This is a genomic window from Citrobacter sp. R56, from assembly GCF_016811995.1.
GTDB lineage: Bacteria > Pseudomonadota > Gammaproteobacteria > Enterobacterales > Enterobacteriaceae > Citrobacter_D > Citrobacter_D enshiensis.
On sequence record NZ_CP069159.1, the window covers coordinates 371,220 to 393,603 of the forward strand.

The 22,384-nt window shown below is 50.4% G+C and carries 39 protein-coding genes; 33 read left to right on the top strand and 6 right to left on the bottom strand.

Going from position 1 to position 22,384, the window contains the following annotated elements; translation table 11 throughout:
* Positions 1–3: 3 nt before the first annotated feature.
* The 27 genes from rplB (at position 4) to JM656_RS01840 (ending at position 12,937) form a co-directional block, all read left to right on the top strand.
* Entirely contained in the window at positions 4–825 is an 822-nt protein-coding gene (gene rplB, locus JM656_RS01710; protein WP_039076813.1) for a 50S ribosomal protein L2, read from the top strand.
* Positions 826–841: 16 nt separating this feature from the next.
* Positions 842–1,120: a 30S ribosomal protein S19 gene (gene rpsS, locus JM656_RS01715; protein WP_001138115.1), complete on the top strand. Its 279-nt coding sequence runs from the start codon at positions 842–844 to the stop codon at positions 1,118–1,120.
* A gap of 14 nt (positions 1,121–1,134) precedes the next feature.
* Complete coding sequence (rplV, locus tag JM656_RS01720) at positions 1,135–1,467, top strand: 50S ribosomal protein L22 (RefSeq protein WP_000448832.1); 333 nt, start codon at positions 1,135–1,137, stop codon at positions 1,465–1,467.
* Positions 1,468–1,484: 17 nt separating this feature from the next.
* Positions 1,485–2,186, top strand: coding sequence for a 30S ribosomal protein S3 (gene rpsC / locus JM656_RS01725; RefSeq protein WP_000529945.1), 702 nt, complete (start codon positions 1,485–1,487; stop codon positions 2,184–2,186).
* 12 nt (positions 2,187–2,198) lie between these two features.
* Complete coding sequence (rplP, locus tag JM656_RS01730) at positions 2,199–2,609, top strand: 50S ribosomal protein L16 (RefSeq protein WP_000941212.1); 411 nt, start codon at positions 2,199–2,201, stop codon at positions 2,607–2,609.
* A complete protein-coding gene (gene rpmC / locus JM656_RS01735; RefSeq protein WP_000644742.1) occupies positions 2,609–2,800 on the top strand; it encodes a 50S ribosomal protein L29 in 192 nt (63 codons plus the stop codon). The genes rplP and rpmC overlap by 1 nt, the downstream gene beginning before the upstream one ends.
* Positions 2,800–3,054, top strand: a complete 255-nt coding sequence (gene rpsQ / locus JM656_RS01740; RefSeq protein WP_017460070.1) for a 30S ribosomal protein S17 — start codon at positions 2,800–2,802, stop codon at positions 3,052–3,054. Before rpmC ends, rpsQ begins: the two co-directional genes overlap by 1 nt.
* A gap of 162 nt (positions 3,055–3,216) precedes the next feature.
* Positions 3,217–3,588 (top strand): 50S ribosomal protein L14, encoded by a 372-nt coding sequence (rplN, locus tag JM656_RS01745; RefSeq protein ID WP_000613954.1) that lies wholly within the window; start codon positions 3,217–3,219, stop codon positions 3,586–3,588.
* Between the two features lie 10 nt (positions 3,589–3,598).
* Positions 3,599–3,913 carry a 50S ribosomal protein L24 gene (gene rplX / locus JM656_RS01750; RefSeq protein WP_003031122.1) on the top strand — a complete coding sequence of 105 codons (315 nt, stop codon included), beginning with the start codon at positions 3,599–3,601 and terminating at the stop codon, positions 3,911–3,913.
* 14 nt (positions 3,914–3,927) lie between these two features.
* Positions 3,928–4,467: a 50S ribosomal protein L5 gene (gene rplE / locus JM656_RS01755; protein WP_003031123.1), complete on the top strand. Its 540-nt coding sequence runs from the start codon at positions 3,928–3,930 to the stop codon at positions 4,465–4,467.
* 13 nt (positions 4,468–4,480) lie between these two features.
* The gene (rpsN, locus tag JM656_RS01760) at positions 4,481–4,786 is read left to right on the top strand and encodes a 30S ribosomal protein S14 (protein WP_012135425.1); all 306 of its coding nucleotides are present in this window, start codon (positions 4,481–4,483) and stop codon (positions 4,784–4,786) included.
* Positions 4,787–4,819: 33 nt separating this feature from the next.
* The gene (rpsH, locus tag JM656_RS01765; RefSeq protein WP_003031127.1) at positions 4,820–5,212 is read left to right on the top strand and encodes a 30S ribosomal protein S8; all 393 of its coding nucleotides are present in this window, start codon (positions 4,820–4,822) and stop codon (positions 5,210–5,212) included.
* Between the two features lie 12 nt (positions 5,213–5,224).
* Positions 5,225–5,758 (top strand): 50S ribosomal protein L6, encoded by a 534-nt coding sequence (gene rplF, locus JM656_RS01770; protein ID WP_162383475.1) that lies wholly within the window; start codon positions 5,225–5,227, stop codon positions 5,756–5,758.
* Between the two features lie 9 nt (positions 5,759–5,767).
* Positions 5,768–6,121 (top strand): 50S ribosomal protein L18, encoded by a 354-nt coding sequence (gene rplR, locus JM656_RS01775; protein WP_000358956.1) that lies wholly within the window; start codon positions 5,768–5,770, stop codon positions 6,119–6,121.
* Between the two features lie 14 nt (positions 6,122–6,135).
* Positions 6,136–6,639 (top strand): 30S ribosomal protein S5, encoded by a 504-nt coding sequence (gene rpsE / locus JM656_RS01780; RefSeq protein ID WP_003031131.1) that lies wholly within the window; start codon positions 6,136–6,138, stop codon positions 6,637–6,639.
* Positions 6,640–6,642: 3 nt separating this feature from the next.
* Positions 6,643–6,822 carry a 50S ribosomal protein L30 gene (gene rpmD / locus JM656_RS01785; protein WP_001140434.1) on the top strand — a complete coding sequence of 60 codons (180 nt, stop codon included), beginning with the start codon at positions 6,643–6,645 and terminating at the stop codon, positions 6,820–6,822.
* A gap of 3 nt (positions 6,823–6,825) precedes the next feature.
* Positions 6,826–7,260, top strand: coding sequence for a 50S ribosomal protein L15 (gene rplO / locus JM656_RS01790; protein ID WP_162383474.1), 435 nt, complete (start codon positions 6,826–6,828; stop codon positions 7,258–7,260).
* Positions 7,261–7,267: 7 nt separating this feature from the next.
* On the top strand, positions 7,268–8,599 hold the full coding sequence (gene secY / locus JM656_RS01795; RefSeq protein ID WP_001118864.1) for a preprotein translocase subunit SecY: 1,332 nt from the start codon (positions 7,268–7,270) through the stop codon (positions 8,597–8,599).
* Positions 8,600–8,630: 31 nt separating this feature from the next.
* Entirely contained in the window at positions 8,631–8,747 is a 117-nt protein-coding gene (gene rpmJ, locus JM656_RS01800; RefSeq protein WP_000868187.1) for a 50S ribosomal protein L36, read from the top strand.
* Between the two features lie 146 nt (positions 8,748–8,893).
* Positions 8,894–9,250: a 30S ribosomal protein S13 gene (rpsM, locus tag JM656_RS01805; RefSeq protein ID WP_003031135.1), complete on the top strand. Its 357-nt coding sequence runs from the start codon at positions 8,894–8,896 to the stop codon at positions 9,248–9,250.
* 16 nt (positions 9,251–9,266) lie between these two features.
* A complete protein-coding gene (rpsK, locus tag JM656_RS01810) occupies positions 9,267–9,656 on the top strand; it encodes a 30S ribosomal protein S11 (protein ID WP_001029684.1) in 390 nt (129 codons plus the stop codon).
* A gap of 33 nt (positions 9,657–9,689) precedes the next feature.
* Positions 9,690–10,310 (top strand): 30S ribosomal protein S4, encoded by a 621-nt coding sequence (gene rpsD, locus JM656_RS01815; RefSeq protein ID WP_000135224.1) that lies wholly within the window; start codon positions 9,690–9,692, stop codon positions 10,308–10,310.
* A gap of 25 nt (positions 10,311–10,335) precedes the next feature.
* Positions 10,336–11,325 carry a DNA-directed RNA polymerase subunit alpha gene (gene rpoA / locus JM656_RS01820; protein ID WP_001162094.1) on the top strand — a complete coding sequence of 330 codons (990 nt, stop codon included), beginning with the start codon at positions 10,336–10,338 and terminating at the stop codon, positions 11,323–11,325.
* A 40-nt stretch (positions 11,326–11,365) separates the two neighbouring features.
* Positions 11,366–11,752, top strand: coding sequence for a 50S ribosomal protein L17 (gene rplQ / locus JM656_RS01825; protein ID WP_001216372.1), 387 nt, complete (start codon positions 11,366–11,368; stop codon positions 11,750–11,752).
* A gap of 106 nt (positions 11,753–11,858) precedes the next feature.
* On the top strand, positions 11,859–12,227 hold the full coding sequence (locus JM656_RS01830; protein ID WP_203359773.1) for a DUF1992 domain-containing protein: 369 nt from the start codon (positions 11,859–11,861) through the stop codon (positions 12,225–12,227).
* Between the two features lie 10 nt (positions 12,228–12,237).
* Positions 12,238–12,663: a Zn(2+)-responsive transcriptional regulator gene (gene zntR / locus JM656_RS01835; RefSeq protein WP_203359774.1), complete on the top strand. Its 426-nt coding sequence runs from the start codon at positions 12,238–12,240 to the stop codon at positions 12,661–12,663.
* 55 nt (positions 12,664–12,718) lie between these two features.
* Entirely contained in the window at positions 12,719–12,937 is a 219-nt protein-coding gene (locus tag JM656_RS01840; RefSeq protein WP_203359775.1) for an alternative ribosome-rescue factor A, read from the top strand.
* Here JM656_RS01840 and mscL read toward each other — a convergent pair.
* From mscL to def, 5 genes are all read right to left on the bottom strand, one after another.
* Entirely contained in the window at positions 12,934–13,344 is a 411-nt protein-coding gene (gene mscL, locus JM656_RS01845; protein ID WP_203359776.1) for a large-conductance mechanosensitive channel protein MscL, read from the bottom strand. The two genes, JM656_RS01840 and mscL, sit on opposite strands and share 4 nt — an antisense overlap.
* Before the next feature lie 145 nt (positions 13,345–13,489).
* Complete coding sequence (gene trkA / locus JM656_RS01850) at positions 13,490–14,866, bottom strand: Trk system potassium transporter TrkA (protein WP_203359777.1); 1,377 nt, start codon at positions 14,864–14,866, stop codon at positions 13,490–13,492.
* Between the two features lie 21 nt (positions 14,867–14,887).
* Positions 14,888–16,177, bottom strand: a complete 1,290-nt coding sequence (gene rsmB, locus JM656_RS01855; RefSeq protein WP_203359778.1) for a 16S rRNA (cytosine(967)-C(5))-methyltransferase RsmB — start codon at positions 16,175–16,177, stop codon at positions 14,888–14,890.
* A gap of 52 nt (positions 16,178–16,229) precedes the next feature.
* The gene (gene fmt / locus JM656_RS01860) at positions 16,230–17,177 is read right to left on the bottom strand and encodes a methionyl-tRNA formyltransferase (protein ID WP_203359779.1); all 948 of its coding nucleotides are present in this window, start codon (positions 17,175–17,177) and stop codon (positions 16,230–16,232) included.
* Between the two features lie 14 nt (positions 17,178–17,191).
* Complete coding sequence (def, locus tag JM656_RS01865; RefSeq protein WP_192610782.1) at positions 17,192–17,701, bottom strand: peptide deformylase; 510 nt, start codon at positions 17,699–17,701, stop codon at positions 17,192–17,194.
* Between the two features lie 129 nt (positions 17,702–17,830).
* Here def and dprA point away from each other — a divergent pair, with 129 nt between their 5' ends.
* From dprA to JM656_RS01895, 6 genes are read left to right on the top strand one after another with little or no spacing between them, the layout of a single operon-like run.
* The gene (gene dprA / locus JM656_RS01870) at positions 17,831–18,955 is read left to right on the top strand and encodes a DNA-protecting protein DprA (RefSeq protein ID WP_203359780.1); all 1,125 of its coding nucleotides are present in this window, start codon (positions 17,831–17,833) and stop codon (positions 18,953–18,955) included.
* Positions 18,927–19,400: a DUF494 family protein Smg gene (gene smg, locus JM656_RS01875; RefSeq protein ID WP_192610784.1), complete on the top strand. Its 474-nt coding sequence runs from the start codon at positions 18,927–18,929 to the stop codon at positions 19,398–19,400. The genes dprA and smg overlap by 29 nt, the downstream gene beginning before the upstream one ends.
* A gap of 26 nt (positions 19,401–19,426) precedes the next feature.
* Positions 19,427–19,981, top strand: coding sequence for a type I DNA topoisomerase (locus tag JM656_RS01880; RefSeq protein WP_203359781.1), 555 nt, complete (start codon positions 19,427–19,429; stop codon positions 19,979–19,981).
* Positions 19,974–20,546 (top strand): L-threonylcarbamoyladenylate synthase type 1 TsaC, encoded by a 573-nt coding sequence (gene tsaC / locus JM656_RS01885; protein ID WP_203359782.1) that lies wholly within the window; start codon positions 19,974–19,976, stop codon positions 20,544–20,546. The genes JM656_RS01880 and tsaC overlap by 8 nt, the downstream gene beginning before the upstream one ends.
* Positions 20,547–20,550: 4 nt before the next feature.
* Positions 20,551–21,369, top strand: a complete 819-nt coding sequence (aroE, locus tag JM656_RS01890) for a shikimate dehydrogenase (protein WP_203361194.1) — start codon at positions 20,551–20,553, stop codon at positions 21,367–21,369.
* Positions 21,366–21,623, top strand: a complete 258-nt coding sequence (locus tag JM656_RS01895; protein WP_203359783.1) for a DUF1488 domain-containing protein — start codon at positions 21,366–21,368, stop codon at positions 21,621–21,623. The genes aroE and JM656_RS01895 overlap by 4 nt, the downstream gene beginning before the upstream one ends.
* Here the strand turns inward: JM656_RS01895 and JM656_RS01900 are convergent.
* Entirely contained in the window at positions 21,599–22,153 is a 555-nt protein-coding gene (locus tag JM656_RS01900; RefSeq protein WP_203359784.1) for a gamma carbonic anhydrase family protein, read from the bottom strand. The genes JM656_RS01895 and JM656_RS01900 overlap by 25 nt on opposite strands.
* Positions 22,154–22,384 lie beyond the last annotated feature (231 nt).

The following is a 22,384-nucleotide window of genomic DNA, read 5'->3' on the forward strand; positions in this document are numbered from 1 at the left end:
ACAATGGCAGTTGTTAAATGTAAACCGACATCTCCGGGTCGTCGCCACGTCGTTAAAGTGGTTAACCCTGAGCTGCACAAGGGCAAACCGTTTGCTCCGTTGCTGGAAAAAAACAGCAAATCCGGTGGTCGTAACAACAATGGCCGTATCACCACTCGTCATATTGGTGGTGGCCACAAGCAGGCATACCGTCTGGTTGACTTCAAACGCAACAAAGATGGTATCCCGGCAGTTGTTGAACGTCTTGAGTACGATCCGAACCGTTCCGCGAACATCGCGCTGGTTCTGTACAAAGATGGCGAACGCCGTTACATCCTGGCCCCTAAAGGCCTGAAAGCTGGCGACCAGATTCAGTCTGGCGTTGATGCTGCAATCAAAGCAGGTAACACCCTGCCGATGCGCAATATCCCGGTTGGTTCTACCGTTCATAACGTAGAAATGAAACCAGGTAAAGGCGGTCAGCTGGCTCGTTCCGCTGGTACTTACGTTCAGATCGTTGCTCGTGATGGTGCTTATGTCACCCTGCGTCTGCGTTCTGGTGAAATGCGTAAAGTCGAAGCAGACTGCCGTGCAACTCTGGGCGAAGTTGGCAATGCTGAGCATATGCTGCGCGTTCTGGGTAAAGCAGGTGCTGCACGCTGGCGTGGTGTTCGTCCTACCGTTCGCGGTACTGCGATGAACCCAGTCGACCACCCACATGGTGGTGGTGAAGGTCGTAACTTTGGTAAGCACCCGGTAACTCCGTGGGGCGTTCAGACCAAAGGTAAGAAGACCCGCAGCAACAAGCGTACTGATAAATTCATCGTACGTCGCCGTAGCAAATAATTTTAGAGGATAAGCCATGCCACGTTCTCTCAAGAAAGGTCCTTTTATTGACCTGCACTTGCTGAAGAAGGTAGAGAAAGCGGTGGAAAGCGGAGACAAGAAGCCCCTGCGCACTTGGTCCCGTCGTTCAACGATCTTTCCTAACATGATCGGTTTGACCATCGCTGTCCATAATGGTCGTCAGCACGTTCCGGTATTTGTTTCCGATGAAATGGTCGGTCACAAACTGGGTGAATTCGCACCGACTCGTACTTATCGCGGCCACGCTGCTGATAAAAAAGCGAAGAAGAAATAAGGTAGGAGGAAGAGATGGAAACTTTAGCTCAACATCGCCATGCTCGTTCTTCTGCTCAGAAGGTTCGCCTTGTTGCAGACCTGATTCGCGGTAAGAAAGTGTCGCAGGCCCTGGATATTCTGACCTACACCAATAAGAAAGCGGCTGTACTGGTCAAGAAAGTTCTGGAATCTGCCATTGCTAACGCTGAACACAACGATGGCGCTGACATTGACGATCTGAAAGTTACGAAAATTTTCGTAGACGAAGGCCCGAGCATGAAGCGCATTATGCCGCGTGCAAAAGGTCGTGCAGATCGCATCCTGAAGCGCACCAGCCACATTACTGTGGTTGTGTCCGATCGCTGAGACTCTGGAGACTAGCAATGGGTCAGAAAGTACATCCTAATGGTATTCGCCTGGGTATTGTAAAACCATGGAACTCAACCTGGTTTGCGAACACCAAAGAATTCGCTGACAACCTGGACAGCGATTTTAAAGTACGTCAGTACCTGACTAAGGAACTGGCTAAAGCGTCTGTATCTCGTATCGTTATCGAGCGTCCGGCTAAGAGCATCCGTGTGACTATTCACACCGCTCGTCCGGGTATCGTTATCGGTAAGAAAGGCGAAGACGTAGAAAAACTGCGCAAAGTCGTAGCTGATATTGCTGGCGTTCCTGCCCAGATCAATATCGCCGAAGTGCGTAAGCCTGAACTGGACGCAAAATTGGTTGCTGACAGCATCACTTCTCAGCTGGAACGTCGCGTTATGTTCCGTCGTGCTATGAAGCGTGCTGTACAGAACGCAATGCGTCTGGGCGCGAAAGGTATTAAAGTTGAAGTTAGCGGCCGTCTGGGCGGCGCGGAAATTGCACGTACCGAATGGTACCGCGAAGGTCGCGTTCCTCTGCACACTCTGCGTGCTGACATCGACTACAACACCTCTGAAGCGCACACCACTTACGGTGTAATCGGCGTTAAAGTGTGGATCTTCAAAGGCGAGATCCTGGGTGGTATGGCTGCTGTTGAACAACCGGAAAAACCGGCTGCTCAACCTAAAAAGCAGCAGCGTAAAGGCCGTAAATAAGGAGCGTCGCTGATGTTACAACCAAAGCGTACAAAATTCCGTAAAATGCACAAAGGCCGTAACCGCGGTCTGGCGCAGGGTACGGATGTTAGCTTCGGCAGCTTCGGTCTGAAAGCTGTTGGCCGTGGTCGTCTGACTGCCCGTCAGATCGAAGCAGCACGTCGTGCTATGACCCGTGCAGTTAAGCGTCAAGGTAAGATCTGGATCCGTGTATTCCCGGACAAACCGATCACTGAAAAGCCGCTGGCAGTGCGTATGGGTAAAGGTAAAGGTAACGTGGAGTATTGGGTTGCCTTGATTCAGCCGGGTAAAGTCCTGTATGAAATGGACGGCGTACCGGAAGAGCTGGCCCGTGAAGCATTCAAGCTGGCAGCAGCGAAACTGCCGATTAAAACCACCTTTGTAACTAAGACGGTGATGTAATGAAAGCAAAAGAGCTGCGTGAGAAGAGTGTTGAAGAGCTGAACACCGAGCTGCTGAATCTGCTGCGTGAGCAGTTCAACCTGCGTATGCAGGCTGCAAGTGGCCAGCTGCAACAGTCTCACCTGTTGAAGCAAGTGCGTCGTGATGTCGCACGCGTTAAGACTTTACTGACTGAGAAGGCGGGTGCGTAATGACCGATAAAATCCGTACTCTGCAAGGTCGCGTTGTTAGCGACAAAATGGAGAAATCCATTGTTGTTGCTATCGAACGTTTTGTGAAACACCCGATCTACGGTAAATTCATTAAGCGTACGACCAAACTGCACGTACATGACGAGAACAACGAATGCGGTACTGGTGACGTGGTTGAAATCCGCGAATGCCGTCCGCTGTCCAAGACTAAGTCCTGGACGCTGGTTCGCGTTGTAGAGAAAGCTATTCTGTAATAGAGTATGCATTCTCAACGAATAAACGGCTCAGCAGTGAGCCGTTTATTTTTTCTACCCATATCGTTTGAGCGGTGTTATAATGCTGCGCCCTCAATATGGGGCTTTTTAATGACCTGATATTCGGGTCTCAGTAGTAGTTGACATTAGCGGAGCACTAAAATGATCCAAGAACAGACTATGCTGAACGTCGCCGACAACTCCGGTGCACGTCGCGTAATGTGTATCAAGGTTCTGGGTGGCTCGCACCGTCGCTACGCAGGCGTAGGCGACATCATCAAGATCACCATCAAGGAAGCAATTCCGCGTGGTAAGGTCAAAAAAGGTGATGTGCTGAAGGCGGTAGTGGTGCGCACCAAGAAGGGTGTTCGTCGCCCGGACGGTTCTGTCATTCGCTTCGATGGTAATGCATGCGTTATTTTAAACAATAACAGTGAGCAGCCTATCGGTACGCGTATTTTTGGGCCGGTAACTCGTGAACTTCGCAACGAGAAGTTCATGAAAATTATCTCTCTGGCACCAGAAGTACTCTAAGGAGCGAATCATGGCAGCGAAAATCCGTCGTGATGACGAAGTTATCGTGTTAACCGGTAAAGATAAAGGTAAACGCGGTAAAGTAAAAAATGTCCTGTCTTCCGGCAAGGTCATTGTTGAAGGTATCAACCTGGTTAAGAAACATCAGAAGCCGGTTCCGGCCCTGAACCAACCAGGCGGCATTGTAGAGAAAGAAGCAGCTATTCAGATCTCTAACCTTGCTATCTTCAACGCGGCAACCGGCAAGGCCGACCGTGTAGGCTTTAGATTCGAAGACGGCAAAAAAGTCCGTTTCTTCAAGTCTAACAGCGAAACTATCAAGTAATTTGGAGTAGTACGATGGCGAAACTGCATGATTACTACAAAGACGAAGTAGTCGCTAAACTCATGACTGAGTTTAACTACAATTCTGTCATGCAAGTCCCTCGGGTCGAGAAGATCACCCTGAACATGGGTGTTGGTGAAGCGATCGCTGACAAGAAACTGCTGGATAACGCAGCAGCTGATCTGACAGCAATCTCCGGTCAAAAACCGTTGATCACCAAAGCACGCAAATCAGTTGCAGGCTTCAAAATCCGTCAGGGCTATCCGATCGGCTGTAAAGTAACTCTGCGTGGCGAACGCATGTGGGAGTTCTTTGAGCGCCTGATCACTATTGCTGTTCCACGTATCCGTGACTTCCGTGGCTTGTCCGCTAAGTCTTTCGACGGTCGTGGTAACTACAGCATGGGTGTCCGTGAGCAGATCATCTTCCCAGAAATCGACTACGATAAAGTCGACCGCGTGCGTGGTTTGGATATTACCATTACCACTACTGCGAAATCTGACGAAGAAGGCCGTGCTCTGCTGGCTGCCTTTGACTTCCCGTTCCGCAAGTAAGGTAGGGTTACTAATGGCTAAGCAATCAATGAAAGCACGCGAAGTAAAACGCGTAGCTTTAGCTGATAAATACTTCGCGAAACGCGCTGAACTGAAAGCGATCATCTCTGATGTGAACGCTTCCGACGAAGATCGTTGGAATGCCGTTCTTAAGCTGCAGACTCTGCCGCGTGATTCCAGCCCGTCTCGTCAGCGTAACCGCTGCCGTCAAACAGGTCGTCCACATGGTTATGTGGGCAAGTTCGGGTTGAGCCGTATTAAGCTGCGTGAAGCCGCCATGCGCGGTGAAGTACCAGGCTTGAAAAAGGCTAGCTGGTAATTGTCACCAATTGAATCACGGGAGTAAAGACAGATGAGCATGCAAGATCCGATCGCGGATATGCTGACCCGTATCCGTAACGGTCAGGCCGCGAACAAAGCTGCGGTCACCATGCCTTCCTCCAAGCTGAAAGTGGCAATTGCCAACGTGCTGAAGGAAGAAGGTTTTATTGAAGATTTTAAAGTTGAAGGCGACACCAAGCCGGAACTGGAACTGACTCTTAAGTATTTCCAGGGTAAAGCTGTTGTAGAAAGCATTCAGCGTGTCAGCCGCCCAGGTCTGCGCATCTACAAACGTAAAGATGAGCTGCCGAAAGTTATGGCCGGCATGGGTATCGCAGTTGTTTCTACCTCTAAAGGTGTTATGACTGATCGTGCAGCGCGCCAAGCTGGTCTTGGTGGCGAAATTATCTGCTACGTAGCCTAATCGGAGGAAAAAATGTCTCGTGTTGCTAAAGCACCGGTCGTTGTTCCTGCCGGCGTTGATGTAAAAATCAACGGTCAGGTTATTACGATCAAAGGTAAAAACGGCGAGCTGACTCGTACTCTCAACGATGCTGTTGAAGTTAATCATGCAGATAATGCACTGACCTTCGGTCCGCGTGATGGTTACGCAGACGGTTGGGCTCAGGCTGGTACCGCGCGTGCCCTGCTGAACTCAATGGTTATCGGTGTTACCGAAGGCTTCACTAAGAAGCTGCAGCTGGTTGGTGTAGGTTATCGTGCAGCGGTCAAAGGGAATGTAGTAAACCTGTCTCTGGGTTTCTCTCACCCTGTTGATCATGAGCTGCCGGCAGGGATTACTGCAGAATGCCCGACTCAAACTGAAATCGTGCTGAAAGGCGCTGATAAGCAGGTGATTGGTCAGGTTGCAGCAGATCTGCGTGCCTACCGTCGTCCTGAGCCTTACAAAGGCAAGGGTGTTCGTTACGCCGACGAAGTCGTGCGTACCAAAGAGGCTAAGAAGAAGTAAGGTAACACTATGGATAAGAAATCTGCTCGTATCCGTCGTGCGACCCGCGCACGCCGCAAGCTCAAAGAGCTGGGCGCAACTCGCCTGGTGGTACATCGTACCCCGCGTCATATTTACGCACAGGTAATTGCACCGAACGGTTCTGAAGTTCTGGTAGCTGCTTCTACTGTAGAAAAAGCTATCGCTGAACAACTGAAGTACACCGGTAACAAAGACGCTGCTGCAGCTGTGGGTAAAGCTGTCGCCGAACGCGCTCTGGAAAAAGGCATCAAAGATGTTTCCTTTGACCGTTCCGGGTTCCAATATCATGGTCGTGTCCAGGCACTGGCAGATGCTGCCCGTGAAGCTGGCCTTCAGTTCTAAGGTAGAGGTGTAAGATGGCTCACATCGAAAAACAAGCTGGCGAACTGCAGGAAAAGCTGATCGCGGTAAACCGCGTATCTAAAACCGTTAAAGGTGGTCGTATTTTCTCCTTCACAGCTCTGACTGTTGTTGGTGATGGTAATGGCCGCGTTGGTTTTGGTTACGGTAAAGCACGCGAAGTTCCGGCAGCGATCCAGAAAGCGATGGAAAAAGCTCGTCGCAATATGATTAACGTCGCGCTGAACCACGGCACCCTGCAGCACCCGGTTAAGGGTACTCACACGGGTTCTCGTGTATTCATGCAGCCGGCTTCCGAAGGTACCGGTATCATCGCCGGTGGTGCAATGCGCGCCGTCCTGGAAGTCGCTGGAGTTCGTAACGTTCTGGCTAAAGCGTATGGTTCCACCAACCCGATTAACGTGGTTCGTGCAACTATCGATGGTCTGGAAAATATGAAATCTCCGGAAATGGTCGCTGCCAAGCGTGGTAAATCCGTTGAAGAAATTCTGGGGAAATAAACCATGGCAAAGACTATTAAAATTACTCAAACCCGCAGTGCAATCGGTCGTCTGCCGAAACACAAGGCAACGCTGCTTGGCCTGGGTCTGCGTCGTATTGGTCACACCGTAGAACGCGAGGATACTCCTGCTGTTCGTGGTATGGTCAACGCGGTTTCCTTCATGGTTAAAGTTGAGGAGTAAGAGATGCGTTTAAATACTCTGTCTCCGGCCGAAGGCTCCAAAAAGGCGGGTAAACGCCTGGGTCGTGGTATCGGTTCTGGCCTCGGTAAAACCGGTGGTCGTGGTCACAAAGGTCAGAAGTCTCGTTCTGGCGGTGGCGTACGTCGCGGTTTCGAGGGTGGTCAGATGCCTCTGTACCGTCGTCTGCCGAAATTCGGCTTCACTTCTCGTAAAGCAGCGATTACAGCCGAAGTTCGTCTGTCTGACCTGGCTAAAGTAGAAGGCGGCGTTGTAGACCTGAACACGCTGAAAGCAGCTAACATTATCGGTATCCAGATCGAGTTCGCGAAAGTGATCCTGGCTGGTGAAGTTTCAACTCCGGTAACTGTTCGTGGCCTGCGTGTTACTAAAGGCGCTCGTGCTGCTATCGAAGCTGCTGGCGGTAAAATCGAGGAATAAGTAGCAGATGGCTAAACAACCGGGATTAGATTTTCAAAGTGCCAAAGGTGGCTTAGGCGAGCTGAAACGCAGACTGCTGTTTGTAATCGGCGCGCTGATTGTGTTCCGTATTGGCTCTTTCATTCCGATCCCTGGTATTGATGCCGCTGTACTTGCCAAACTGCTTGAGCAACAGCGAGGCACCATCATTGAAATGTTCAACATGTTCTCTGGTGGTGCTCTCAGCCGTGCTTCTATCTTTGCTCTGGGTATCATGCCGTATATTTCGGCATCGATTATTATCCAGCTGCTGACGGTGGTTCACCCAACGTTGGCAGAAATCAAGAAAGAAGGGGAGTCTGGTCGTCGTAAGATCAGCCAGTACACCCGCTACGGTACTCTGGTGCTGGCGATATTCCAGTCGATCGGTATTGCTACCGGTCTGCCGAATATGCCTGGTATGCAGGGCCTGGTAATGAATCCGGGCTTTGCATTCTATTTCACCGCTGTTGTGAGTCTGGTTACAGGGACTATGTTCCTGATGTGGCTCGGCGAACAGATTACTGAACGTGGTATCGGTAACGGTATCTCGATCATTATTTTCGCCGGTATCGTTGCGGGACTCCCGCCAGCCATTGCCCATACTATCGAGCAAGCGCGTCAAGGCGACCTGCACTTCCTCGTGTTGCTGTTGGTTGCAGTATTAGTATTTGCAGTGACGTTCTTTGTTGTATTTGTTGAGCGTGGTCAACGCCGCATTGTGGTAAACTACGCGAAACGTCAGCAAGGTCGTCGTGTCTATGCTGCACAGAGCACACATTTACCGCTGAAAGTGAATATGGCGGGGGTTATCCCGGCAATTTTCGCTTCCAGTATCATTCTGTTCCCAGCAACCATCGCGTCATGGTTCGGGGGCGGAACCGGTTGGAACTGGCTGACAACAATTTCGCTGTATTTGCAGCCTGGGCAACCGCTTTATGTGTTACTCTATGCGTCTGCAATCATATTCTTCTGTTTCTTCTACACGGCGTTGGTTTTCAACCCGCGTGAAACAGCAGATAACCTGAAGAAGTCCGGTGCATTTGTACCAGGAATTCGTCCGGGAGAGCAAACGGCGAAGTATATCGATAAAGTAATGACCCGCCTGACCCTGGTCGGTGCGCTCTACATTACCTTTATCTGCCTGATCCCGGAGTTCATGCGTGATGCAATGAAAGTACCGTTCTACTTCGGTGGGACCTCACTGCTTATCGTTGTTGTCGTGATTATGGACTTTATGGCTCAAGTGCAAACTCTAATGATGTCAAGTCAGTACGAGTCTGCATTGAAGAAGGCGAACCTGAAAGGCTACGGCCGATAATTGGTCGCCCGAGAAGTTACGGAGAGTAAAAATGAAAGTTCGTGCTTCCGTCAAGAAATTATGCCGTAACTGCAAAATCGTTAAGCGTGATGGTGTCATCCGTGTGATTTGCAGTGCCGAGCCGAAGCATAAACAGCGCCAAGGCTGATTTATTCGCATATTTTTCTTGCAAAGTTGGGTTGAGCTGGCTAGATTAGCCAGCCAATCTTTTGTATGTCTGTGCGTTTCCATTTGAGTATCCTGAAAACGGGCTTTTCAGCATGGTGCGTACATATTAAATAGTAGGAGTGCATAGTGGCCCGTATAGCAGGCATTAACATTCCTGATCAGAAACATGCTGTGATCGCATTAACTTCGATCTACGGCGTCGGCAAGACCCGTTCCAAGGCCATTTTGGCTGCAGCGGGTATCGCTGAAGATGTTAAGATCAGTGAGCTGTCTGAAGAACAAATCGACACGCTGCGTGACGAAGTTGCCAAATTTGTCGTTGAAGGTGATCTGCGCCGTGAAGTTAGCATGAGCATCAAGCGCCTTATGGACCTTGGTTGCTATCGCGGTTTGCGTCATCGTCGTGGTCTCCCGGTTCGCGGTCAGCGTACCAAGACCAACGCACGTACCCGTAAGGGTCCGCGCAAACCGATCAAGAAATAATCGGGGTGATTGAATAATGGCAAAGGCACCAATTCGTGCACGTAAACGTGTAAGAAAACAAGTCTCTGACGGCGTGGCTCATATCCATGCTTCTTTCAACAACACCATCGTGACTATCACTGATCGTCAGGGTAACGCGCTGGGTTGGGCAACAGCCGGTGGTTCCGGTTTCCGTGGTTCTCGCAAATCCACTCCGTTTGCAGCTCAGGTTGCAGCAGAGCGTTGCGCTGACGCCGTAAAAGAATACGGCATCAAGAATCTGGAAGTTATGGTCAAAGGACCGGGTCCAGGTCGCGAATCTACTATTCGTGCACTGAACGCCGCTGGTTTCCGCATCACTAATATTACTGATGTGACTCCGATCCCTCATAACGGTTGTCGTCCGCCGAAAAAACGCCGCGTATAACGCTGTCGTTTCCAGGTTTGTTGGAGAAAGAAAATGGCAAGATATTTGGGTCCTAAGCTCAAGCTGAGCCGTCGTGAGGGCACCGACTTATTCCTTAAGTCTGGCGTTCGCGCGATCGATACCAAGTGTAAAATTGAACAAGCTCCTGGCCAGCACGGTGCGCGTAAACCGCGTCTGTCTGACTATGGTGTGCAGTTGCGTGAAAAGCAAAAAGTTCGCCGTATCTACGGTGTGCTGGAGCGTCAGTTCCGTAACTACTACAAAGAAGCAGCACGTCTGAAAGGCAACACCGGTGAAAACCTGTTGGCTCTGCTGGAAGGTCGTCTGGACAACGTTGTATACCGTATGGGCTTCGGCGCCACTCGTGCAGAAGCACGTCAGCTGGTAAGCCATAAAGCAATTATGGTAAACGGTCGTGTTGTTAACATCGCTTCTTATCAGGTTAGTCCGAATGACGTTGTTAGCATTCGTGAGAAAGCGAAGAAGCAGTCTCGCGTGAAAGCCGCTCTGGAGCTGGCTGAGCAGCGTGAAAAGCCAACCTGGCTGGAAGTTGATGCTGGCAAGATGGAAGGTACGTTTAAGCGTAAGCCTGAGCGTTCTGATCTGTCTGCGGACATTAACGAACACCTGATCGTCGAGCTTTACTCCAAGTAAAGCTTAGTACCAAAGAGAGGACACAATGCAGGGTTCTGTGACAGAGTTTCTAAAACCGCGCCTGGTAGATATCGAGCAAGTGAGTTCGACGCACGCCAAGGTGACCCTTGAGCCTTTAGAGCGTGGCTTTGGCCATACTCTGGGTAACGCACTGCGCCGTATTCTGCTCTCATCGATGCCGGGTTGCGCGGTGACCGAGGTTGAGATTGATGGTGTACTACATGAGTACAGCACCAAAGAAGGCGTTCAGGAAGATATCCTGGAAATCCTGCTCAACCTGAAAGGGCTGGCGGTGAGAGTTCAGGGTAAAGATGAAGTTATTCTTACCTTGAATAAATCTGGCATTGGCCCTGTGACTGCAGCCGATATCACCCATGATGGGGATGTCGAAATCGTCAAGCCGCAGCACGTGATCTGCCACCTGACCGATGAGAACGCGTCTATTAGCATGCGTATCAAAGTTCAGCGCGGTCGTGGTTATGTGCCGGCTTCTACCCGAATTCATTCGGAAGAAGATGAGCGCCCAATCGGCCGTCTGCTGGTCGACGCATGCTACAGCCCTGTAGAGCGTATTGCCTACAATGTTGAAGCAGCGCGTGTAGAACAGCGTACCGACCTGGACAAGCTGGTCATCGAAATGGAAACCAACGGCACAATCGATCCTGAAGAGGCGATTCGTCGTGCGGCAACCATTCTGGCTGAACAACTGGAAGCTTTTGTTGACTTACGTGATGTACGTCAGCCTGAAGTGAAAGAAGAGAAACCAGAATTCGATCCGATCCTGCTGCGCCCTGTTGACGATCTGGAATTGACTGTCCGCTCTGCTAACTGCCTTAAAGCAGAAGCTATCCACTATATCGGTGATCTGGTACAGCGTACTGAGGTTGAGCTTCTTAAGACGCCTAACCTTGGTAAAAAATCTCTTACTGAGATTAAAGACGTGCTGGCTTCCCGTGGACTGTCTCTGGGCATGCGCCTGGAAAACTGGCCACCGGCAAGCATCGCTGACGAGTAACCGGATCACAGGTTAAGGTTTTACTGAGAAGGATAAGGTCATGCGCCATCGTAAGAGTGGTCGTCAACTGAACCGCAACAGCAGCCATCGCCAGGCAATGTTCCGCAACATGGCAGGTTCACTGGTTCGTCATGAAATCATCAAGACGACCCTGCCTAAAGCGAAAGAGCTGCGCCGCGTAGTTGAGCCGCTGATTACTCTTGCCAAGACTGATAGCGTAGCTAATCGTCGTCTGGCATTCGCCCGCACTCGTGATAACGAGATCGTGGCAAAACTGTTTAACGAGCTGGGCCCGCGTTTCGCGAGCCGCGCCGGTGGTTACACTCGCATTCTGAAGTGTGGCTTCCGTGCAGGCGACAACGCGCCGATGGCATACATCGAGCTGGTTGATCGCTCTGAGTCGAAAGCAGAAGCTGCTGCAGAGTAATCTGTAGTAACGTAAGAAAACCCGCCCCGGCGGGTTTTTTTATATCCGTTGTATCCCCACTTGCCTACAATATCTTTATTCTTTTTGTTCATCCCCTGGAGCGTTTATGTGGTTACTTGACCAGTGGGCAGAGCGCCATATTGTCGATGCACAATCCAAAGGCGAGTTTGATAACCTTCCTGGTAGCGGGAAAGCACTCATTCTTGATGATGACTCGCATGTCCCCGACGATCTTCGTGTTGGTTATCGTTTATTAAAAAATGCAGGATGCCTGCCTCCTGAGCTGGAACACCGCAGAGAGGCCATTCAGTTACTTGATATGCTCAAGGGTATCAGGCAGGACGACCCGCAGTATCAGGAAGTTAGCCGACGTCTGTCATTGCTTGAGTTAAAATTGAGACAGGCTGGTTTGAGTACTGAGTTTTTACGTGGAGCATATGCAGACAAACTGATGCATAAAATCAACGATCAATAACGGAGTTCTTATGTACCGCATTGGTGAACTGGCAAAACTGGCGGAAGTGACCCCTGATACTATCCGCTATTATGAAAAGCAGCAAATGATGGAGCATGAAGTGCGCACCGAAGGGGGATTTCGGCTTTATACCGAAAGTGATCTCCAGCGGCTTAAATTTATTCGTTATGCGCGCCAGCTTGGTTTTACGCTTGAGTCGATCCGCGAGCTACTTTCGATCCGTGTTGATCCGGAACACCATACGTGTCAGGAATCGAAGGGGATTGTGCAGGAGCGACTGAAAGAAGTGGAAGCCAGAATTGCAGAACTGCAAACTATGCAGCGTTCACTGCAAAGACTCAATGATGCCTGCTGTGGCAAGGCGCACAGTAGCGTCTATTGTTCGATTCTGGAGGCCCTGGAACAGGGGGCTAGTGGAGTCAAAACGGGCTGTTGATTTATTGAACGCAGGCGCTTACACTCGCGCCGTAAAACATACCACTGGAGAAATTATGAGTCGTTATCAGCATACGAAAGGGCAGATAAAGGACAATGCCATTGAAGCATTACTGCATGACCCTTTGTTCAGGCTGCGCGTAGAAAAAAATAAGAAAGGGAAAGGAAGTTATCAGCGGAAGGGTAAGAATGGCAATCGGGGTAACTGGGAGGCCAGTGGCAAGAGCGTAAATCACGTTCTTACCACTGGCCTTCTGTTTTCAGCGACGTGTTAAGAACGCGTATTTTGCTCTTTCAGCAGGTCGCGGATTTCGGTAAGTAACACTTCTTCTTTTGTTGGTGCAGGTGCTGCAGCTGGTTCTTCTTTCTTACGATTGAGTTGATTGATCAGTTTGATTGCCATAAAGATGGCAAATGCAACAATAACAAAATCAATGATGTTCTGAATGAATACACCATAGTGCATGACGACCGCCGGGATATCTCCCTGTGCAGCACGCAATGTGACAGCAAATTGTTTAAAGTCGATCCCGCCAATTAATAATCCCAGGGGAGGCATGATGATATCGGCAACCAGTGATGAAACAATTTTACCGAATGCCGCACCAATAATGACACCCACTGCCAAATCCACAACATTCCCGCGCATCGCGAATTCGCGAAATTCTTTAATTATGCTCATTTTATTCTCCCTAAGCAGCTGACGAGTCTAAGTTTAACAAATGTTAAAGTATTTTCCATTTATGGATATTCTCTTTAGGAAAATAAATTAAACCTTGATAAATAAAGGGAATTAAAAAAGGCACCGAAACGGTGCCCTCTTAAAATTACAGGAAGAAAGGACTTGGCTGGAATAAACGTTCAACGTCGGTAATAAACTTTTTGTCTGTCAGGAACATAATGACATGATCGCCCTGCTCAATACGCAGATTATCATTGGCGATCATGACATCGTTTCCTCTGACAACTGCACCAATGATCGTTCCCGGCGGAAGTTTTATTTCATCGATCACGCGACCCACGACGCGGGAAGTCGTCTCATCACCGTGTGCAACAGCTTCTATAGCTTCAGCAACGCCACGTCGTAATGAAGATACCCCGACAATATCAGCTTTACGTACGTGACTGAGAAGCGCGGAGATGGTTGCCTGCTGCGGTGAAATCGCAATATCAATCACGCTGCCCTGAACAAGATCGACATAGGCACGCCGCTGAATCAGCACCATCACCTTTTTGGCCCCCATTCGTTTGGCGAGCATTGCCGACATTATATTCGCTTCATCGTCATTGGTGACCGCGATGAACAGATCAACTTGATCGATATGTTCTTCCGCCAATAATTCTTGATCCGATGCATCGCCAAAGAAGACGATCGTATTCTGTAGTTTCTCGGCAAGCTCGGCTGCACGTTGCTGATTTCGCTCAATCAACTTCACGCTGTAATCTTTTTCCAGGCGACGTGCAAGGCCTGCGCCGATATTACCGCCACCGACCAGCATGATGCGCTTGTAGGGTTTTTCCAGGCGTTGCAATTCACTCATCACAGCACGAATGTGCTGAGAGGCCGCGATAAAGAACACTTCGTCACCCGCTTCGACAATCGTGGATCCTTGCGGACGAATCGGTCTGTCGTGGCGAAAAATTGCTGCAACACGAGTATCGATATGCGGCATATGTTCGCGCATGGTGGATAACGAGTTTCCAATCAGCGGACCGCCGTAATAGGCTTTTACCACTGCCAGGCTGACTTTACCTTCCGCGAAATTGACCACCTGCAATGCGCCAGGGTACTCAATCAGTCGATAGATATTATCAATGACTAATTGCTCCGGCGCGATGAGATGATCGATAGGAACCGCTTCGGAATGGAACAGCTTATCCGCATCGCGGACATAGTCCGGCGAGCGAATTCGTGCAATACGGTTCGGCGTGTTGAAGAGTGAATAGGCGACCTGGCAGGCGACCATGTTGGTTTCATCGGAACTGGTAACGGCGACGAGCATGTCCGCATCGTCAGCCCCCGCTTCACGCAGCACACGAGGATGGGAACCGTGCCCTTGTACCACGCGAAGATCGAATTTGTCCTGCAAACTGCGCAAGCGCTCACCGTTGGTATCGACCACCGTGATATCGTTGTTCTCTCCGACCAGGTTTTCAGCCAGCGTACCGCCAACCTGCCCTGCGCCCAGAATGATAATTTTCATCAGTCGCGACCCGTTATCTCATCACTTTTTGATTAGCTTAGCGTAAAAGAAGCCATCACCTTCTTCCAATCCTGGCAGATTTTGCAGCCCCGGATTATCAGGTGTACCTGTCTCCTGCAACGCAGCGTTTGGAGTGCGCTGCAGGAAGGTTTTAATCTGCAGACTGTTTTCTTCCGGCAGAATGGAACAGGTAGCGTAAACCAGCACACCGCCGGGTTTCAGATGTGGCCATACGGCATCAAGAATTTCAGACTGCAACTGAGCAAGTTCAGCAATATCACGGTCACGGCGCAACCACTTGATGTCCGGGTGGCGACGAATAACGCCAGTAGCCGAACAGGGGGCATCTAACAGAATGCGATCAAACTGCTGCTCGCCGCACCATTGTGCCGGATAGCGCCCGTCACCTTGCTTAACGGCTGCCTTCATGCCGAGGCGTTTCAGGTTGTCGTAAACGCGTGATAAGCGTTTTTCATCAACGTCGACTGCCGTTACATTAGCGTCTGGGGCAACTTCCAGAATATGTGTCGTTTTACCACCAGGAGCGCAGCATAAATCGAGGATCTGCTCACCATTTTGCGGTAGCAGGTAGCCGACGCAACCCTGGGCGGAAGCATCCTGAACGGTAACCCAACCTTGCTCGAAACCAGGCAAAGCCAGTACTGATGTAGGGTTTTCCAGACGCACGGCATCCGGATAAGCAGGATGAGTAAAGCCTGTCATACCCGCTTCTTCCAGCAATGCCAGCCAACTGTCGCGCGAATGGTGCGTACGGTTCACACGCAACCACATTGGCGGTCGTTGGTTATTGGCTTCAAGGATACTTTCCCACTGCTGTGGATAGGCATTCTTAATGCGCTTTACTAACCAGGACGGATGTAAGAAACGAAGTTCGCTTTGTGCAAATTCGGTTAGTAGTTCTTCCTGGCGGCGCTGGAATTGGCGTAGTACGCCATTTATCAGCCCTTTCAGCTGTGGGCGCTTGATAACGACTGCACCTTCCACAGTCTCAGCAAGTGCAGCATGAGGGGGAATACGGGTATGCAATAGCTGGTAGAAGCCAACCATAATCAGATAATGGACCGTGCGCTGCTTGCCCGTCATCGGACGCTCCATCAGTTGTTTGATCATCCACTCCAACTGGGAAAGCGTGCGCAATACGCCAAAGCAGAGTTCCTGCAACAGTGCTTTATCTTTATCGGTGACTTTCTGCTGCATAGCGGGCAGAACATTGCTTAACGACTGCCCCTTTTCGACAACCTGTTCGATGGCTTGGGCCGCCATACTGCGTAAATTAAGATTTTTTTTCATAACCGCAAAAATAAAAATGCCCGGTTACACCGGGCGTATTGAGAGGTGACCGTCAGGCCAGACGGTTGCCAGGAATAAACCATTCCCGACGTGAATTTAGTAGATCTTGAGCACTCATCGCCTTTTTCCCTGCGGGTTGCAATGAGAGCAAGTTCAGAATGCCGTTACCCGTCGCGACCTGAATACCTTGTTTGGTTGCCTCAAGGATGGTGCCGGGTTCTGCTTGCGTGGAGGCCTCAATGACTGATGCCTGCCAGACTTTCACGGGTTGATCTTCTATTTCCAGCCAGCTCATCGGCCAGGGGTTAAAGGCACGAATACAACGTTCTAACTGTTCGGCAGAGAGAGACCAGTCTATGCGGGCCTCTTCTTTGCTGAGCTTATCTGCATGGGTAACCAGAGCGTCATCTTGCACTTCAGGCTTTGCGGTACCTGCGGCGAGCTGCTTGAGCGTATCGATCAGCCCCTGCGGGCCCAGGTTTGCCAGTTTGTCATACAGCGTGCCGCTGGTATCTTCTGCTGTGATCGGGCATGCAAGCTTATAAAGCATGTCACCAGTATCCAGGCCGACATCCATTTGCATAATGGTTACACCCGTTTCGGTATCGCCGGCCCACAGCGAACGCTGAATAGGTGCGGCGCCGCGCCAACGAGGGAGCAGGGAACCGTGAACGTTGATGCAGCCAAGACGCGGCATGTCCAGGACCGCTTTTGGCAGAATCAGGCCATAAGCCACTACGACCATGACATCCGCGTTTAAGTCGGCGACCAGTTGCTGGTTTTCCTGCGGGCGTAAAGAGACAGGCTGAAAAACCGGTAACCCTTTCTCTTCGGCCAGGACTTTCACAGGGCTGGGCATCAGCTTTTTGCCGCGTCCTGCCGGGCGGTCAGGTTGGGTAAACACACCAACGACGTTATGTCCTGAAGACAACAGCGCGTCGAGATGACGCGCTGCAAAGTCAGGTGTACCCGCAAAAATGATACGTAGTGAGTCTGACACGTTGATTCTTGTCCTTAAGCTCGGGCGTTCAGGCGGTCGAGTTTTTCAACTTTCTGACGGATACGTTGTTGTTTCAGCGGCGACAGGTAATCAATAAAAAGCTTACCGACCAGGTGATCCATCTCATGCTGAATACAAATCGCCAGCAGGCCATCCGCTTCCAGTTCAAAAGGTTTGCCATCGCGATCGAGTGCGCGAATTTTTACTTTCTCTGCGCGTGGCACTAACGCACGCTGTTCTGGGATAGAAAGGCAGCCTTCCTCAATACCGGTTTCACCGTATTTTTCCAGCAACTCTGGATTGATGAGTACCAGGCGTTCATCGCGGTTCTCGGACACATCAATCACGATAATACGTTGATGGATATCGACCTGCGTTGCCGCCAGACCAATACCTTCTTCGGCGTACATCGTCTCGAACATATCATCGACGATACGCTGAATTTCTGCATTCACTTCTTCTACCGGTTTTGCGACTTTGCGAAGGCGCTCGTCCGGAATATGTAACACTTGCAAAACTGACATAGTTATCCAGAGTTGTGTTCAGGAGTTGGAAAGATTATTACCTCTATTCTAGACAAAACCCCTGCTGATTGACAGCATCACTGACCAATCGCAAAGATTGCCAGGACCGCTTGTGACAGGGGGAGAAGGATGACCCATATCGAAATTTGGTTACGCCTAATGCGTGTCAGTGAGATGTACGGCGACGCAATGGTTCGTACGGCCAATTTTCTCATTAATCAGACCCATATCGATCCTACATTGTTGCACAGTGCAGGATTCTCAATCCGACAGGCTGAACGCTTTTTAACGCTCCCGCAAAAGGAGCTGGATATTGTGCTGGATTGGTTAGCGCGGCCTCATCACTATTTCATTACGGCGGAGAGTAAACATTACCCTCAACAGCTTCGTGCGATTGAAGACTACCCCGGCGCGCTATTTGTCGCCGGGGAGCCTGAATGCCTTGACTCCATCCAGCTTGCCGTTGTGGGGAGTCGCTCACACTCCTGGTATGGTGAACGATGGGGGCGCGTATTCTGCGAAAAACTTGCCGCAGCAGGGATTACGGTGACCAGCGGACTGGCACTCGGTATCGATGGCGTCGCACATAAAGCCGCGTTAAGTGTAAATGGGAAAAGCGTTGCTGTATTGGGTAACGGTCTGTTGACTGTGCATCCGCGTCGGCATGCACAGCTCGCAGAAAACATCGTCGGTATGGGAGGCGCCTTGATCTCTGAGTTTCCGCTGGCGACACCTCCGTTAGCGCATCATTTCCCCCGGCGAAACCGCATTATTAGTGGTCTCAGTAAAGGTGTTTTGGTGATTGAGGCGGCTCTGCGCAGCGGGTCTCTGGTTACCGCACGTTGTGCGATGGAGCAAGGGCGAGAGGTCTTTGCTTTACCAGGGCCGATAGGCAGCCCAGGGAGTGAAGGTCCCCATTGGCTGATAAAGCAGGGGGCCACACTGGTGACAGCGCCAGAGGATATACTCGAAAATTTGCAATACGGGTTACATTGGTTGCCAGATGAGCCTGAAAATACACTTTATTCACCAGATCACGAAGCGGTGGCATTGCCATTTCCTGAGCTCCTGGCTAACGTAGGAGATGAGGCAACACCTGTTGACGTCGTCGCTGAACGTGCCGGCCAACCTGTGCCAGTGGTAGTGGCTCAGCTACTCGAACTGGAGTTAGCAGGATGGATCGCAGCTGTACCCGGCGGCTATGTCCGATTGAGGAGGGCAAGCCATGTTCGACGTACTAATGTATTTGTTTGAGACATACATCCATAACGAAGCTGAATTACGTGTGGATCAGGACAAACTGGAACGGGATCTTACCGACGCTGGTTTTGATCGTGAAGACATCTACAACGCGTTATTGTGGCTGGAAAAGCTTGCTGACTATCAGGAAGGCCTCGCTGAACCCATGCAACTCGCCTCAGATCCGCTCTCTGTACGTATTTATACTGCTGAAGAGTGCGATCGCCTGGATGCCAGTTGCCGGGGATTCTTGTTATTCCTGGAGCAGATACAGGTGCTAAACCTCGAGACACGGGAAATGGTCATTGAACGTGTGCTCGCACTGGATACTGCAGAATTCGACCTGGAAGATCTAAAGTGGGTGATCCTGATGGTTCTGTTCAACATTCCAGGTTGTGAAAATGCATATCAACAAATGGAAGAATTACTCTTTGAAGTGAATGAAGGTATGCTGCATTAAACGATCTTTATTCAGCATGAGTTGTTATGGCTAAATCAGCACTGTTCACGGTGCGTAAAAATGGGCCCTGCCCGCAATGCGGGGCAGAACTTGTTATTCGTTCCGGGAAACACGGTCCGTTTCTCGGCTGCTCGCAATATCCGGAATGTGATTATGTCCGTCCTCTGAAATCGTCAGCGGACGGACATATTGTCAAAGTTCTGGAGGGTAAGTTTTGTCCTGCATGCGGCGCTGAACTTGTGTTGCGGCAGGGGCGGTTCGGTATGTTTATTGGTTGCAGCGATTATCCTGCGTGTGGGCATACCGAAATTATCGATAAACCTGATGAAACCGCGATTACCTGCCCTCAGTGCCGGACGGGTCATCTGGTCCAGCGCCGTTCACGTTATGGCAAAACCTTTCACTCCTGCGATCGCTATCCTGAGTGTCAGTTTGTCATCAACTTCAAACCTATAGCGGGAGAGTGTCCTGAGTGCCACTACCCTCTACTCATCGAAAAGAAAACCGCGCAGGGTGTGAAACACGTCTGTGCCAGTAAACAATGTGGAAAGCCGTTACCGGCGGATATTAAAAGTGAATAAAAACCTGCCATCAGACGCTATCGCTGCCGCGATAGAGGTACTGAATAAAGAAAATGTCATCGCCTATCCAACAGAAGCCGTCTTCGGTGTCGGGTGCGATCCTGATAGCGAAACAGCAGTTACTCGATTGTTGGAACTGAAACAGCGACCCGTTGATAAAGGTCTCATATTGATCGCGGCAAATTTTGAACAACTGAGATCTTATATTGATGACAGCGTGCTAACGGATGCCCAACGGGAAGCCGTATTTGCCCGCTGGCCAGGTCCTGTCACATTTGTTTTCCCCGCGCCGGCGACAACGCCTCGCTGGTTGACGGGACGCTTTGATTCACTGGCCGTGCGCGTCACCGACCATCCGCTCGTGGTTGCATTGTGCCAGGCTTATGGTAAGCCGTTAGTTTCTACCAGCGCCAACCTGAGTGGATTGCCGCCATGCCGTACTGTTGAAGAAGTACGGGAGCAGTTCGGGGCAGACTTCCCTGTTGTTGAAGGCGAAACGGGAGGTCGTTTGAATCCATCTGAAATTCGTGATGCCCTGACGGGTGAATTGTTTCGACAGGGGTAAGATGATGGAAACCTATGCCGTTTTTGGTAATCCGATCGCACACAGTAAGTCGCCGTTCATTCATCACCATTTTGCACAACAACTGCAAATTGAACATCCCTATGGGCGGGTATTAGCGCCGATCAATGATTTTATCGGTACGCTTAATACCTTCTTTGCTGAAGGGGGAAAAGGGGCGAATGTTACCGTTCCTTTTAAAGAAGAAGCGTTCGCACGGGCAGACGAATTGACGGAGCGTGCGGCTCTTGCCGGGGCCGTCAACACGCTCAAAAAGCTTGAGGATGGTCGCATACTGGGTGATAACACTGACGGTATTGGGCTGTTAAGCGATCTTGAACGCTTATCTTTCATTCGGCCTGGCGCGCGTGTTTTGCTCATTGGTGCGGGGGGCGCTTCCCGTGGCGTATTGTTGCCACTGCTTTCGATGGATTGCGCAGTGACGATCGTGAACCGAACGGCTTCGCGTGCGGAAGAACTGGCGAAAATTTTTGCCCATACAGGGAGTGTTCAGTCTCTGAAAATGGATGCGCTGGTGGATCATGAGTTTGATCTGATCATTAACGCAACATCCAGCGGGATCAGTGGTGATATTCCTGCTATTCCGGCATCCCTTATTCATCCTTCTGTTTATTGCTACGATATGTTCTATCAGAAAGGGAATACGCCGTTTCTTACCTGGTGTATAGAGAAGGGAGCCAGATCCTACGCAGATGGTCTGGGTATGCTGGTGGGGCAGGCGGCGCACGCTGTTTTGCTTTGGCACGGTACATTACCAGACGTTGAGCCAGTGATTAAATTGCTGCAACAGGAGTTGTCTGCATGAATCAGGCCATCCAGTTCCCTGACAGAGAAGAGTGGAACGCAGATATCGACGCTGTCAGCTTTCCTGCGCTGGTAAATGGTATGCAACTCATGTGTGCGATTAAAGGAGAGACGCTGGCACATCGTTATGGCGGCGATACCCCGGAGCAGTGGCTGGCTGCTTTTTGTGAGCATCGCTGGGATCTGGAAGAAGAAGCTGAAGCACTGATCCAGTCCCAGCAAGAAGACGATCACGGTTGGGTCTGGTTGTCCTGACTGAGATATTCGTCTTTCCACTTCACATAGTTATTCGCGGAGTATTGCAGACCTGCCTTCTCCGCGTCGCTCAGAGGGCGGATTTGTTTCACCGGGCTTCCCAGATACAGATATCCACTCTCAAGACGTTTGTTTTGCGGTACAAGACTACCTGCCCCGATCATGACGTCATCTTCTATAACTGCGCCATCCAACAGAATCGATCCCATCCCGACTAAGACGCGGTTACCGATAATACAGCCGTGTAGCATGACCTTATGTCCTACGGTCACATCCTCACCCACGATCAGGGGATTACCTTGTGGGTTGGAGGTCGATTTATGGGTGACGTGCAGTACGCTGCCGTCCTGAATATTCGTACGGGCGCCGACCTCGACGTAATTCACGTCTCCGCGGATAGCAACGAGCGGCCAAATACTGACATCATCCGCCAGACGGACATCGCCAATGACGACACTGCTGGTATTGATCATCACTCGTTTTCCGATCTGCGGGAAAAGATCCTTATAAGGACGTAGTACGTCAGACATATTTACCTCAACAAAATAGAACCGTAATGATGACTTTGGTTGGATTATTGGCTCTGTGCAAGCGATTTGAGTATCAAAAATCAGGCGAATTGCGCAGGAATGGAACGAAAGGGGTGAAAAAACAGCAAACAGAAAAAAAGATCTAAAAAACACTTGTGCTAAAAAATGGGATCCCTATAATGCGCCTCCATCGACACGGCGGATGTGAATCACTTCACACAAACAGCCGGT

Coding starts and splice junctions, on each gene's coding strand:
- rplB (WP_039076813.1), top strand. CDS start 4: ATGGCAGTTGTTAAATGTAAACCGACATCTCCGGGTCGTCGCCACGTC.
- rpsS (WP_001138115.1), top strand. CDS start 842: ATGCCACGTTCTCTCAAGAAAGGTCCTTTTATTGACCTGCACTTGCTG.
- rplV (WP_000448832.1), top strand. CDS start 1,135: ATGGAAACTTTAGCTCAACATCGCCATGCTCGTTCTTCTGCTCAGAAG.
- rpsC (WP_000529945.1), top strand. CDS start 1,485: ATGGGTCAGAAAGTACATCCTAATGGTATTCGCCTGGGTATTGTAAAA.
- rplP (WP_000941212.1), top strand. CDS start 2,199: ATGTTACAACCAAAGCGTACAAAATTCCGTAAAATGCACAAAGGCCGT.
- rpmC (WP_000644742.1), top strand. CDS start 2,609: ATGAAAGCAAAAGAGCTGCGTGAGAAGAGTGTTGAAGAGCTGAACACC.
- rpsQ (WP_017460070.1), top strand. CDS start 2,800: ATGACCGATAAAATCCGTACTCTGCAAGGTCGCGTTGTTAGCGACAAA.
- rplN (WP_000613954.1), top strand. CDS start 3,217: ATGATCCAAGAACAGACTATGCTGAACGTCGCCGACAACTCCGGTGCA.
- rplX (WP_003031122.1), top strand. CDS start 3,599: ATGGCAGCGAAAATCCGTCGTGATGACGAAGTTATCGTGTTAACCGGT.
- rplE (WP_003031123.1), top strand. CDS start 3,928: ATGGCGAAACTGCATGATTACTACAAAGACGAAGTAGTCGCTAAACTC.
- rpsN (WP_012135425.1), top strand. CDS start 4,481: ATGGCTAAGCAATCAATGAAAGCACGCGAAGTAAAACGCGTAGCTTTA.
- rpsH (WP_003031127.1), top strand. CDS start 4,820: ATGAGCATGCAAGATCCGATCGCGGATATGCTGACCCGTATCCGTAAC.
- rplF (WP_162383475.1), top strand. CDS start 5,225: ATGTCTCGTGTTGCTAAAGCACCGGTCGTTGTTCCTGCCGGCGTTGAT.
- rplR (WP_000358956.1), top strand. CDS start 5,768: ATGGATAAGAAATCTGCTCGTATCCGTCGTGCGACCCGCGCACGCCGC.
- rpsE (WP_003031131.1), top strand. CDS start 6,136: ATGGCTCACATCGAAAAACAAGCTGGCGAACTGCAGGAAAAGCTGATC.
- rpmD (WP_001140434.1), top strand. CDS start 6,643: ATGGCAAAGACTATTAAAATTACTCAAACCCGCAGTGCAATCGGTCGT.
- rplO (WP_162383474.1), top strand. CDS start 6,826: ATGCGTTTAAATACTCTGTCTCCGGCCGAAGGCTCCAAAAAGGCGGGT.
- secY (WP_001118864.1), top strand. CDS start 7,268: ATGGCTAAACAACCGGGATTAGATTTTCAAAGTGCCAAAGGTGGCTTA.
- rpmJ (WP_000868187.1), top strand. CDS start 8,631: ATGAAAGTTCGTGCTTCCGTCAAGAAATTATGCCGTAACTGCAAAATC.
- rpsK (WP_001029684.1), top strand. CDS start 9,267: ATGGCAAAGGCACCAATTCGTGCACGTAAACGTGTAAGAAAACAAGTC.
- rpsD (WP_000135224.1), top strand. CDS start 9,690: ATGGCAAGATATTTGGGTCCTAAGCTCAAGCTGAGCCGTCGTGAGGGC.
- rpoA (WP_001162094.1), top strand. CDS start 10,336: ATGCAGGGTTCTGTGACAGAGTTTCTAAAACCGCGCCTGGTAGATATC.
- rplQ (WP_001216372.1), top strand. CDS start 11,366: ATGCGCCATCGTAAGAGTGGTCGTCAACTGAACCGCAACAGCAGCCAT.
- JM656_RS01830 (WP_203359773.1), top strand. CDS start 11,859: ATGTGGTTACTTGACCAGTGGGCAGAGCGCCATATTGTCGATGCACAA.
- zntR (WP_203359774.1), top strand. CDS start 12,238: ATGTACCGCATTGGTGAACTGGCAAAACTGGCGGAAGTGACCCCTGAT.
- JM656_RS01840 (WP_203359775.1), top strand. CDS start 12,719: ATGAGTCGTTATCAGCATACGAAAGGGCAGATAAAGGACAATGCCATT.
- mscL (WP_203359776.1), bottom strand. CDS start 13,344: ATGAGCATAATTAAAGAATTTCGCGAATTCGCGATGCGCGGGAATGTT.
- trkA (WP_203359777.1), bottom strand. CDS start 14,866: ATGAAAATTATCATTCTGGGCGCAGGGCAGGTTGGCGGTACGCTGGCT.
- rsmB (WP_203359778.1), bottom strand. CDS start 16,177: ATGAAAAAAAATCTTAATTTACGCAGTATGGCGGCCCAAGCCATCGAA.
- def (WP_192610782.1), bottom strand. CDS start 17,701: ATGTCAGTTTTGCAAGTGTTACATATTCCGGACGAGCGCCTTCGCAAA.
- dprA (WP_203359780.1), top strand. CDS start 17,831: ATGACCCATATCGAAATTTGGTTACGCCTAATGCGTGTCAGTGAGATG.
- smg (WP_192610784.1), top strand. CDS start 18,927: ATGTTCGACGTACTAATGTATTTGTTTGAGACATACATCCATAACGAA.
- JM656_RS01880 (WP_203359781.1), top strand. CDS start 19,427: ATGGCTAAATCAGCACTGTTCACGGTGCGTAAAAATGGGCCCTGCCCG.
- aroE (WP_203361194.1), top strand. CDS start 20,551: ATGGAAACCTATGCCGTTTTTGGTAATCCGATCGCACACAGTAAGTCG.
- JM656_RS01895 (WP_203359783.1), top strand. CDS start 21,366: ATGAATCAGGCCATCCAGTTCCCTGACAGAGAAGAGTGGAACGCAGAT.
- JM656_RS01900 (WP_203359784.1), bottom strand. CDS start 22,153: ATGTCTGACGTACTACGTCCTTATAAGGATCTTTTCCCGCAGATCGGA.